Source organism: Legionella sp. km772 (genome assembly GCF_003989735.1).
Lineage (GTDB): Bacteria > Pseudomonadota > Gammaproteobacteria > Legionellales > Legionellaceae > Legionella.
The window spans coordinates 1-11,843 of the sequence record NZ_RZGQ01000091.1; the positions used below are offsets into that span (position 1 = coordinate 1).

The window sequence follows — 11,843 nt, forward strand, 5'->3', positions numbered from 1 at the left end:
CTCTCCTGGCCTATGGACTTGTGGATAAGCCATTCTGAGAGTAAGGTGAATGAACTAACAAACCGGGAATAGCTCTTATTTTTCCTGAATTTTGTTCCAGATCCCCGGACCTAGCTAAGTTATCTGGCTAAGAATAATCTCTCTTTTAAGATAGTTTGTTAGCAAAATAGTTTATTTACCTTCTAAATAGACCGCTGCTTGCTCTTTTATTTCAGTGCAATAGCTGGGAAAAGATATGCATGCGGCTTCAACAACCGCCTTGCAGGTATTAGGCTGACTTTTGCAACTTGTAATCACTGATTCCGTTGCGCTCATGCATGCGGGGCTTGTACATCCGCCTGCAAAAGTAGTGAGACTGAGAGTTGATAAAAACACAGCTACTAGTAATTGTTTCATGATTGTTCCACCTAAGGTTAGTTTTAAAAATTATAGTATAAACTATTTCATTTTATATAATTTAATTCAAAAATTATTTAAAAAAACTGGGTCATCGCTTTTCGTGATGACGTTATAACATTTAAGCTCTCGTCTGAAATTAGGTGACTTAGATAGATCAAGAGGACTTTTTAGGTCTTAAAATGAACGAACAGGATGACAATATTTTTGAGCAATATATCTCTCCTAACTATAAAACTGGCTTCTCAAGAGGGAAATTAAAGTCTCCCAATCCGCATCGCACTTTAGGGACTTTAGTCATAGACTTTAATGTACTCAGATGAGTTTTTTTATTCTGTCAGTAAAGAACATGGATACTCGTCAATAACTTGCGACAGAATATTATAGGATGCTTTTTGATAGGAATAGACTTGGGGTCCAATATGGCATAAGGTGCTTTTTTTAATTATATCAACAGGAATTTTATTGTAGCATTTTTGTAAAATCGCAAAAATAATACCAGTGTCATGTTCGCCTGATACGCAATGAATTAAAACATCTCCTTTGGTATGAAGTATTTGTTTAATTATAGTGGTTATTAACTGAAAAAATTGGGCATTAACAATAGTGTCAGGTGTAACTCCATAATTTAATACATGAAAATAGGATGCTCCACCGATGGATCTAAATTCATCTTCTTCTAATGCTTGCAAAAACTGCGCGTGTGCTATAGGACGCGCAATTAAATTAACTATGGTGTTCACCTGTCGCTTAGATACGAGCTCGTTTAAACAAAAGGGCGAACCTGCTAAAGAGGCAGAGCGATACACTATCTTTTTTTGTTTATTGGGTAGATTTACCACCATCGCTCCCATATTATTGTTTTTTAACACTTGATCTGTCATATAGACGTCAAAATAGGGGCTATTATATTTATCCTCTACACTGGCAGGTATATAAACAATTTTTTGATTACAGTATTTTAATGAGGGTACTTGAAATTCTTGCGGGAGCATCGCCTCACAACGAAAAGAGTTCGATGAGTTTGCAAAAGCTGGTAATGACAAAAGCAAACAGAGTGCATGAATAACCAGAGTTCTCAAGGTACATATCCTTATGTTAGACCTACACAATGCTTTTAAATTCTTGGTAGGAAACCATGCTTTTTCAACATTCGTAGTTTAGTATGGCAGTGTTTTATTATTATTATATATATTGTAGGCGAAAAAAAATAAAATTTAAGCTCTAGTTCTTGTTAGAAGAAAGAAATTTAGTCCAGGGGCAATCGGCAACATTGTTATTTAAAACATTGTGCAGTTTAAAATATAATGAATTATTGCTAGTTATGCTTCTGCGAGTACTTCGTCGGGCATAGTGATATTTAATTCTAGAACAGCATTATCACCCATGCGCTCTAAATTTACGCTTACTTGATCACGATTAATGTTAATGTACTTAGCAATAACTGCAAGAATTTCTTCTTGCAGCTTTGGTAAATAATCTTTTGTATTGCGTTGGGAACGCTCATGAGAAATTATAATTTGTAAGCGTTCTTTAGCTACAGATGCAGTTGAATTTCTTCTTCGTAAGTAATTAAAAATACTCATAACGCCACTTCCTCCTTGTTCTTGCTGAATAAGCGACGTAATATTCCTTTACGTTCTGTGCTTATAAAGCGCATGGGCTTTTCTTCACCGAGAAAACGGGCAATTGCATCGTGATAGGCAAGACCTGCATCACTTGCTTCATCAAGGATAACGGGCGTGCCTGTATTAGATGCTTTAAGTACGGATTTAGATTCAGGGATAACACCTATTAAGGGGATAGCCAAAATTTCTTTTACGTCAGTCACTGAAAGCATTTCGCCTTTTTCCACACGCTCTGGATCATAGCGAGTAAGTAATAAGTGCTCTTTAATGGGTTCTAAATTTTCTACAGCTCGCTTTGTTTTGCTGGCTAAAATTCCTAAAATTCGATCAGAATCTCTGACTGAAGAGACTTCAGGATTAGTAACCACAATAGCGTGATCTGCAAAGTACATAGCCATTAAGGCTCCTGCTTCAATGCCAGCTGGAGAGTCACAAATAATAAAATCAAAATCTTTAGCAAGCTCATTTAATGTTTTTTCAACACCTTCCATAGTTAAGGCGTCTTTATCTCGAGTTTGAGAAGCAGGGAGAATATAAAGATTTTGTATTCTTTTGTCTTTAATAAGGGCTTGGTTTAAAGTTGCTTCGCCATTGATTACATTAATGAAATCGTAGACAACGCGACGCTCGCAACCCATGATAATATCAAGATTACGTAAACCAATATCAAAGTCTATAACCACGGTTTTATGCCCTAATAGCGCAAGGCCTGAGGATATAGCTGCGGAAGAAGTAGTTTTTCCTACTCCACCTTTACCAGATGTAATAACAATTATTTTAGCCAAGGCTGAACCCTTCCTGTTGTTCGATTCAACACAATATTTAAACAGCAGTGTACACGGGATTAACTCTATAATTCAAGCTCTCTCAGGAACAATTAGTAAAAACTTTTTTTTAGTGCTAAAAATGTAATAATTCTGAATTATATGTTTAACTTTTTCCTCTTTTCTGGTAGACTATTCTGTTAATTTTAACTGCTGCTGGAGTGGGGTTACATGGCTCTGTCTATCATTCAACAATCCTTAACTTTCGATGATGTTTTATTAGTACCTGCACATTCACTCGTTCTTCCCAAAGATGTTTCTTTAAAAACTAAATTGACGCAAGAAATTGAACTTAATATTCCCTTATTATCTGCGGCTATGGATACCGTAACAGAAGCTCGTTTGGCTATAGCACTAGCGCAAGAGGGCGGTTTGGGCATTATTCATAAAAATATGAGCATCAAAAATCAGGCTGATGAAGTTCGTAAAGTTAAAAAATTTGAAAGTGGAATGGTAAAAGATCCCGTTTCCGTTACCCCTGATCTTACTGTCAAAGAGTTACTTGAATTAATGGAACGCTATAATTTTTCTGGTGTTCCGGTGGTCCATGGTGAGCATTTGGTCGGTATAGTAACCAGTCGAGATATTCGTTTTGAAACGAATCTTTCTCTTAAAGTCGCCGATGTGATGACTCATAAAGAACATTTAGTTACCGTAAAAGAGGGCGCAAGCCGAGAGGAGGTGCGCAGCCTATTACATAAACACCGTATTGAAAAATTATTAGTTGTTGACGATGCGTTCAAATTACGTGGCTTAATTACGGTTAAAGACATTCAAAAAGCAAAAGATAATCCCTTTGCTTGCAAAGACAGTTCAGGCCAGTTACGGGTAGGTGCTGCGGTTGGTGTAGGAGAGGGGACTGATGAGCGGGTTGAAGCATTAGTTGAGGCCGGTGTTGATGTTCTGGTAGTGGATACTGCTCATGGTCACTCGCAAGGTGTATTAAATCGAGTTAAATGGATCAAAGAGCAATTTCCTGGTGTGCAGGTCATTGGTGGAAATATTGCGACTGCTGCAGCTGCCAGAGATTTATATAAAGCTGGTGCTGATGCGGTTAAAGTTGGTATCGGTCCTGGTTCCATTTGTACTACACGAATTGTTACCGGCGTAGGTGTGCCGCAAATCTCTGCTATATCCAATGTTGCTACAGAATTAAAAGGTAAAATTCCTATTATTGCTGACGGTGGTATACGTTTCTCTGGTGATGTATGTAAAGCCTTAGCAGCTGGAGCGAATACCGTAATGCTTGGCGGGATGTTTGCTGGTACTGAAGAGGCCCCTGGTGAAATTGAATTATATCAAGGACGTACGTATAAGAGTTATCGGGGAATGGGTTCTATAGGTGCGATGTCTTTAGCTCAAGGCTCAAGCGATCGTTATTTCCAAGATGCATCTCAAGGTGCAGAAAAATTAGTACCCGAAGGGATTGAAGGAAGAGTCCCCTATAAAGGCTCGGTACACACCATCATTCATCAATTAATCGGTGGTCTTCGTTCTTGTATGGGATATACAGGATGCGATGCAATTAGTGAATTACATAAAAAAGCAGAATTTGTTCAAGTTACTAATGCGGGTATGCGTGAATCCCATGTTCATGATGTCAGTATTACCAAACAAGCACCCAATTATCAAGTGGATAATTAATAATGACCGATTTAAAAAAACGTCCCTTACTTATTTTAGATTTTGGCTCCCAATACACTCAACTCATTGCTCGACGAGTGCGCGAAATGGGTGTGTATTGCGAGCTCCATCCTTTTTCTATAAGCCAAGAACAATTTAATAGTTTGCATCCTTGCGGTGTAATCTTATCAGGGGGGCCTGCAACGGTCACTCATCTTGCCAATCCTAGAGCGCCAGAGTGGATCTTTCATTTAGGCCTACCCATTTTAGGAATTTGTTATGGCATGCAGACTATGGCTGTTCAGCTAGGTGGAGAAGTACAATCCTCCTCGTTAAGAGAATTTGGCTATGCTGAATTAAAATTGCATGGTCATAGTGAATTATTCACTCATATTGAGGATCGGACGACTACCGAAGGTGAAGCCTTATTAGATGTATGGATGAGTCATGGTGATAAAGTAACTCAACTGCCACCTGACTTTAAAGTGATTTGTGAAACTAAGAATGCTCCTATTGCTGGTATGGCTGATGAAAGCCGCCACCTTTATGGCTTGCAATTTCACCCAGAAGTCACTCATACCTTACAAGGTATGCGCATTTTAGAACGCTTTGTTGTGACTATCTGCAAAGCGGATACAACTTGGACTCCTAGCCACATTATTGATGAGGCGGTAAAGACTATCCGGGAAAAGGTAGGTAGTGATCGAGTTCTCCTAGGCTTATCGGGAGGCGTTGACTCTTCTGTAGTTGCTGCTTTATTGCATAAAGCGATAGGTAGTCAATTAACCTGTGTTTTTGTGGATACCGGTTTATTGCGTTTAAATGAAGCAGAGCAAGTAATGGCAATGTTTGGTCAGCATATGGGGATTAATATCGTTCCCGTTAATGCTGAAGAGAAGTTTCTATCTGCTCTACAAGGCGTTGTTTGTCCTGAGGAGAAACGCAAAATAATTGGTCGCGTATTTATTGAGGTTTTTGATGAAGAGTCTCATAAATTAAATGATGTGAAGTGGCTGGCACAGGGTACGATTTATCCTGATGTTATTGAGTCTGCTGCAACGGATAATAATGGTTCTTCTGTAGTCATTAAATCACATCATAACGTAGGTGGCCTACCCGAAACATTAAATTTAAAATTGTTAGAACCTATTCGTGAATTGTTTAAAGATGAAGTCCGTAAAATAGGCTTAGAATTGGGCTTACCTCATGATATGGTGTACCGCCATCCTTTTCCAGGACCTGGTTTAGGAGTTCGAATTTTAGCTGAAGTGAAAAAAGAATACGCAGATATTTTACGTAAAGCCGATGCTATCTTCATTGAGGAATTACATAAGGCCGGCATCTATCATCAAATAAGTCAAGCTTTTGCGGTTTTTTTACCGGTTAAAAGCGTAGGTGTAATGGGTGACGGGCGTCGTTATGATTATGTGATTTGTTTACGAGCAGTAGAAACCATCGATTTTATGACGGCACATTGGTGTCATCTACCTTGGGATTTCCTAGGTCTAGTTTCAAACCGGATTATTAATGAGGTGGCTGGCGTATCGCGAGTCACTTATGATATATCTGGTAAACCCCCTGCAACTATTGAATGGGAATGAACGACCTTTTTTGGATGGAACAGGCTTATGAACAGGCGCTTCTTGCTGGAGAAGAAGGTGAGGTGCCTGTCGGAGCCGTGCTCGTAAGTAAAGAAAATCAACTCCTTGCTTATGGCAGAAATGCTTTACAGCAGACTCATGATCCCACTGATCACGCAGAAATTCGTGCTTTACGCCATGCATCGGCAACTTTAGCTAATCATCGGTTATTAGACTCTACCTTATATGTAACTTTAGAACCCTGTGCCATGTGTGCTGGCGCTTTAGTTCATGCTCGGGTTAAGCGCGTAGTTTTTGCCACGCGTGATTTTAAGGCCGGGGCTGCTGGATCTGTATATAATCTTTTACAAGGTTATCCTTTGAACCATAAAGTCCTTATTGATGAGGGGATAATGCAGCAACAATGTGCTTCTTTACTGCAGCATTTTTTTAAAACTTGTAGGCTTGATAATGATGCCTCTCGTTGAGATTAAATGGCTAAAGCAAGCTCTTATCTTGATTGTTTTGGCTTGGCTGACTTGGGAACTACATAGTTATAGGCCATTTTTGATTGAGCTGATCCCAGGACTCGGTGTTTATGCTTTTTTTAGTTTTTTCCTGCTCTATTGCTTAAGCGCTTTAGTGTTCTTACCTATTGAACCCCTAGTTCTTTTATCGGGTGGTTTATTTGGGTTTTATTATGGCTTTTTAATTAATTTATTATCTGCTGTGGTGAGTGCGGTTATTGCCTTTATGCTAAGTCGTAGATACGGTTTATCTTTTATTACGAACAGTAAACAGGGCAGATTGATACAATGGCTAGAACGCCTTGAGACTTTGGGGTGGAAATCTCTAGCGTTATCACGTTTAATGCCCTTTTTACCCTGTGCTGTAGTAAATTATGGATATGGATTAACGCGAATGAATCTATTCGTTTATACGCTTACCAACATCGTTTTCTTTATACCTTATAAATTAGTATTAAGTTATGTGGGGGCTCATTTGTAATTCATATTCAAGTGAATGCCACCTAGCTTTATTTGTATACAAATAGGGTTAGCAATCAATCCGCTAACTGCAATCCACGTTTTTTAATTCAGTAAAATTAGCATCGTAGGTGACGGTGCAGTGTTTAATATGAGGGTCTAATTTTTGAATCAGTTGGATGTTAGTATTTGAATACCCACAGGCTACCCATATTTTATCTTCACCAAAAGCCCAGCGTAATCTTCTCCCTTTTGTATTTTCATTATCCGGAGCCAAACTTGCATGCTCATTCGGATGCCCTGAATAAAAAGTTATTTTATTGAGGTGATGCTCATTATTCGAATTATCTAAAAATTCCTCCCAGCCTGGCATGCTTTCCCCTAAAGACTCATTAACTTTAAGCCCTGGTGGACATTTAAGGGTTTTGGCGCTGGCTAAATTTAGGCTAATCATTAAGCCTAAGCCGCAAATTAGTACGATTGATTTGTTCATAGCTATATAGTGTCCCCCAATTCGTTTATTAAGCTGTTCCTTACCTCTTCTTTTTCCGTATTATCTAAAGGTAAATTGTCTTTATTGGTTATATAAAACATATCTTCGACTCGCTCTCCTGCGGTGGCAATTTTCGCATTATGCAAATGAATCGATAGTCGAAGAAATACCCGGCTAATCGTAGCTAAAAGACCCGGTCTGTCATTCGTAATTAAAAATAATTCCGTATGGCCATTTATAGGGTTTTCATTATAACTAACTTGCGTCCTCACTTTAAAATGGGCAAGAGTAGGAGATAGACGTCTTTGCTTAACTAGAGGGAGTTGGTTGGAGTTGCTTAAATGCCGATATAAAGATTTTTGAATTTCATCAAATTGATTTTTATCATAAAGAGCTTGGTTTTGCTCATCTAAAATAATATAAGTATCCAGATCGAAATGATTATCGCAAATACTAATTAATGCCTCTTGAATGTTTACTTGCGCATTACTGAGCACTGAGGTGGTAATGGTGAACCGTTCATCTTTATGAGGCATATAAATAAATACCTCTGTTCCGGCTTGACTGTGGTGCGGCATGATCAGGATTAAAGGGAATTGGGTACAATTTAAAATAGCTTTGGTATGATAGGCGATAACCTCTGGCGATTCATGCAGAAAGTATTTTCCTCTAAATTGATCCCAAAGTTGATTAATAAGCTCTTTTTCAGGATATTCCTTTTCTAATAAACTTAAGGCTTCTTTTCTTCTCGTAGCAATTAATAGATTTTCATCCAGTAGCTGTTGTTCCTTGCGCATCATTATCTTTGCGGCTTGGTATAATTCTTTCAGCAAAGAATCTTTCCAGGAATTCCATAATTTGGGGTTAGTGCCGCAAATATCGGCTACTGTCAGAAGATATAAATAATCTAAGTAACGGGGTTGAGCTAGATGAGCACAAAATTGCTTTATGGTGATGGGATCATAAATGTCTTTACGCTGAGCCGTTTGAGACATCAATAAATGCTCCTTGACTAGCCATATAAGTAAATTTTTATCTTCTTCTGGTAGCTGATGTCTTAGGGCAAAGGCTTCTGCTTCTATTGCCCCAAGTTCAGAGTGATCGCCACCTCGACCTTTGGCAATGTCATGAAAAAGAGCGCTCAAATATAAAATTTCTGGTTTGTCGAGGCTTGCCATCACCTTAGAGCAAAGAGGAAATTGCTGTTGGTATTGCTCTTGTAAATAACGAGAGATATTGCGAATTACAAATAAAGTATGTTGATCGACCGTATAAACATGAAAAAGATCATATTGCATTTGTCCCGTTACAGAAGCAAAACAATCTAAGTAATGCGCTAAGACACCATAACGGCTCATTCTTTGCAAGGCTTCATAGGGATCTTTATTGGCCTTAAGAATATTCATGAAAATAGCAGGGATAGCTTCAGCTTCGCGAAAGCGTTTGTTGATTAAAAATAATGATTCCCTTATTAAACGGATAGTACTTGCTCTTACCCCTTCAATAGAAGGTCGTTTAGCAATCCACAGAAATAATTCTAATAAAGCCTGCGGTTTTTGTTTAAACACGCGAGGATGTCGTACTTCGAGGTAATTATTGGATAACTGAAAATCATTATCGAGTGGAATTAACTTTTGCTTTTGATGATGAACAATAGTTTCATCGAACCATTGTAAAAGCATTTCATTAAGCTCGCGATTACGCTTAATTATTTTGAAATAATCTTTCATAAATTGCTCTATAGCTAAAGAATGAGGCTTATCACTGTAGGAAAAGGCTTTAGCTAATTTAATTTGATAATCAAAAGATAAGCGTTCTTCGGGCTTGTCAGCCAGCATATGAAGGGCAAAGCGTACACGCCATAAAAAATGCTGACAATACATAAGCTCTTCATATTCTTTTTCGGTAATGAAACCATAACTAATTCCATCAGCCAGTTTTTTTACTTTAAAATGTCGTTTACTAATACTTAAAAGAATTTGAATGTCACGTAACCCGCCTGGACTGAATTTTACATTAGGCTCTAAGTTGTAGGCGGTTTCGCCATATTTTAGATAACGCTTTTGTTGCTCTTGCACTTTTGCAAAAAAATACTGATGACTTGGCCACATGTGAAGTGGTTGGATTTGATAAATAAGCTCTTCCATTAAGTTTCCTTTACCACATAAAAGAAACATGTCCATTAAGGTGGAAATAACACTTAAGTCTTTAGCAGCTAAATCAGCGCAGAGATCAACAGGTGTTATCTGATGACTAACCTCTAGACCAATATCCCAACAGTCTTGAATGAATTTTTGTGCACTTTGTAATTCTTCAGAGGAAATAGATGGATTGTGTAATAAAAGTAAATCAATATCAGAATGAAGTTGTAACTCACGTCGCCCATAACTGCCTAAAGCGAGCAAACAAAAACTATCGTTTTTATCTAAATTATTTTTATTAAAAAGATCAATAAGAAGAGCATCAATAAAAACCGCTAATTTACGCGTAATGGCGATAATATTAGCGGAAGTATTAAATTCATTGCATAACTGTTCTTTAAACTGCTTAATCGTATCTTTTAAAAGATGATTATCGTTCTTCATTGCGTAAGGTCAATATTTCTACACCATTATCGGTTACCAGCAGTGTATGCTCCCATTGGGCTGAAAGACTATGATCCTTGGTAACTACTGTCCATTGATCGGGAAGTAGACGGGTGTGATGCTTTCCTACGTTGACCATAGGTTCGATCGTAAAGGTCATACCGGGTTCTAATTTCATACCAGTACCAGGAACACCATAATGCAAGACCTGTGGATCCTCATGAAAAATTCTACCAATTCCATGGCCACAGTAATCTCTAACAACGGAACAGCGGTTTTTTTCTGCATGATGTTGTATTGCAGCCCCGATATCGCCCAATTGTACGCCTGGTTTAACCAAATCAATACCAATAAATAAGCATTCATGGGCGATTTGGACTACATGTTTTGCTTTGACTGAAGGGGTGCCTACAATAAACATTTTACTAGTATCGCCATGATACTCATCTTTAATAACCGTAACATCGATATTAATAATATCCCCATCTTTTAGTGCTTTTTTTCCCGGAATGCCATGACAGACTACGTGATTAATAGATGTGCATATTGATTTCGGAAATCCATTATAATCTAAGGGTGCGGGAATAGCTTTTTGTACATTTACTATATAATCATGACAAATAGTATTTAGTTCTTCTGTGGTAACGCCCACTTGCACATAAGGGCCTATCATCTCAAGAACTTCACCTGCAAGTTGTCCTGCAACACGCATTTTTTCTATTTCATCTGGTGTTTTGATTAATACAGTCATTCGTGGCAATCCAAAAATAAATAGTCAATATATAAAGTAGAGCAAGAGTAGCAGGACTTGTCAAAAAAGGCTAATTTCTTGATAAAAATTAAGGGTAAACACCTCTAAATAGTACACATTTAAGGCTGTTATATTGTTTACGTAGCACTTTATGCAGGGTATCCACACCATCTTGCATGAGAATATGGACTGATTTATGCGCATAAAGAAAATAATGTGAGGTATTCGGTCGCTGACTTTACAATTTGATGCCTTTGCTCTGATAAAAATTCTTTTTCATTATCGCTTTAGCATTGTCTATACCTCTGGGCTTACCCCAGAGGTATAGAGGCGATATAGGAGCAATCTTACGTAGCTAAGGGGCTATCTCCAATATGTCTACGGTTATCTCTTTGTGCCTCTCTGGCAGCTAATACCTCTTCTAACCGCTGGGCGTTTAAAGGGGTTATTTGATGCCATAAAGTACCATAGCTAGTTGAACGATAAGTTGAGCAGGATAGTCCTGAAATAATTCTTGGGGTTTCCTGAGTTGCGTGTTTACCGTTCTGATGGGGGATATAAGTTAAAAACGATTCATTTTTAAAGGGTGGTTTTTTGAGGTAAATTATAAAATCACCCGCATTAATCTCTTTCTTTCTCCCAGTATTAGCGCGTAAGGCTTCTTTTAGTTGCTCTTGGAGGTCAATTCTTGGTTTTATACCCTGAGGATCTACAAAATAATCATGTTCAATGCTACCTTCTTTGACTTTTTGATATTCCATCCCTGCGGGAATAGATAGACATAATGTTCTCCACGACTGAAACACATCATTGAGCTTATATTATGTGTAATTTAATTGAAATGCTTTTCTTATGATTATTTACTCATGTTACGCACATAAACTTGTAGTTTGACTAAAAAGCATTAGAATTCCGCCCTTAATTTTAGGGAGGGAATTAAATGGATATGCTTGATCTTTATAGTGATTATTTGATTT

General features: G+C 37.9%; 12 protein-coding genes. 4 read left to right on the plus strand and 8 right to left on the minus strand.

Annotation, left to right across the window (positions count from 1 at the left end; all coding sequences use genetic code 11):
* Positions 1 to 171: 171 nt before the first annotated feature.
* From ELY15_RS09910 to minD, 4 genes are all read right to left on the minus strand, one after another.
* On the minus strand, positions 172 to 396 hold the full coding sequence (locus ELY15_RS09910; protein WP_127099531.1) for a hypothetical protein: 225 nt from the start codon (positions 394 to 396) through the stop codon (positions 172 to 174).
* Between the two features lie 329 nt (positions 397 to 725).
* On the minus strand, positions 726 to 1,478 hold the full coding sequence (locus tag ELY15_RS09915) for a hypothetical protein (protein ID WP_127099533.1): 753 nt from the start codon (positions 1,476 to 1,478) through the stop codon (positions 726 to 728).
* 240 nt (positions 1,479 to 1,718) lie between these two features.
* Positions 1,719 to 1,982, minus strand: coding sequence for a cell division topological specificity factor MinE (gene minE, locus ELY15_RS09920; protein ID WP_127099535.1), 264 nt, complete (start codon positions 1,980 to 1,982; stop codon positions 1,719 to 1,721).
* Positions 1,979 to 2,809, minus strand: coding sequence for a septum site-determining protein MinD (gene minD, locus ELY15_RS09925; protein ID WP_127099537.1), 831 nt, complete (start codon positions 2,807 to 2,809; stop codon positions 1,979 to 1,981). Before minD ends, minE begins: the two co-directional genes overlap by 4 nt.
* A gap of 210 nt (positions 2,810 to 3,019) precedes the next feature.
* On the opposite strand from minD, the gene guaB reads away from it, so the two are divergent.
* The 4 genes from guaB to ELY15_RS09945 are packed head-to-tail and all read left to right on the plus strand — an operon-like array spanning position 3,020 to position 7,059.
* Positions 3,020 to 4,492, plus strand: a complete 1,473-nt coding sequence (gene guaB, locus ELY15_RS09930; RefSeq protein WP_127099539.1) for an IMP dehydrogenase — start codon at positions 3,020 to 3,022, stop codon at positions 4,490 to 4,492.
* A 2-nt stretch (positions 4,493 to 4,494) separates the two neighbouring features.
* Positions 4,495 to 6,072: a glutamine-hydrolyzing GMP synthase gene (gene guaA, locus ELY15_RS09935; RefSeq protein ID WP_127099541.1), complete on the plus strand. Its 1,578-nt coding sequence runs from the start codon at positions 4,495 to 4,497 to the stop codon at positions 6,070 to 6,072.
* The gene (gene tadA / locus ELY15_RS09940; RefSeq protein ID WP_127099543.1) at positions 6,069 to 6,539 is read left to right on the plus strand and encodes a tRNA adenosine(34) deaminase TadA; all 471 of its coding nucleotides are present in this window, start codon (positions 6,069 to 6,071) and stop codon (positions 6,537 to 6,539) included. Before guaA ends, tadA begins: the two co-directional genes overlap by 4 nt.
* Entirely contained in the window at positions 6,523 to 7,059 is a 537-nt protein-coding gene (locus ELY15_RS09945; RefSeq protein WP_127099545.1) for a TVP38/TMEM64 family protein, read from the plus strand. Before tadA ends, ELY15_RS09945 begins: the two co-directional genes overlap by 17 nt.
* Positions 7,060 to 7,122: 63 nt before the next feature.
* Here the strand turns inward: ELY15_RS09945 and ELY15_RS09950 are convergent, their stop codons facing one another.
* From ELY15_RS09950 to ELY15_RS09965, 4 genes are all read right to left on the minus strand, one after another.
* Positions 7,123 to 7,530, minus strand: coding sequence for an STY0301 family protein (locus tag ELY15_RS09950; RefSeq protein ID WP_127099547.1), 408 nt, complete (start codon positions 7,528 to 7,530; stop codon positions 7,123 to 7,125).
* A 2-nt stretch (positions 7,531 to 7,532) separates the two neighbouring features.
* Positions 7,533 to 10,115: a [protein-PII] uridylyltransferase gene (glnD, locus tag ELY15_RS09955; RefSeq protein ID WP_127099549.1), complete on the minus strand. Its 2,583-nt coding sequence runs from the start codon at positions 10,113 to 10,115 to the stop codon at positions 7,533 to 7,535.
* A complete protein-coding gene (gene map / locus ELY15_RS09960; RefSeq protein ID WP_127099551.1) occupies positions 10,102 to 10,866 on the minus strand; it encodes a type I methionyl aminopeptidase in 765 nt (254 codons plus the stop codon). The genes glnD and map overlap by 14 nt, the downstream gene beginning before the upstream one ends.
* 347 nt (positions 10,867 to 11,213) lie before the next feature.
* The gene (locus ELY15_RS09965; protein WP_233586616.1) at positions 11,214 to 11,672 is read right to left on the minus strand and encodes a permease; all 459 of its coding nucleotides are present in this window, start codon (positions 11,670 to 11,672) and stop codon (positions 11,214 to 11,216) included.
* Positions 11,673 to 11,843 lie beyond the last annotated feature (171 nt).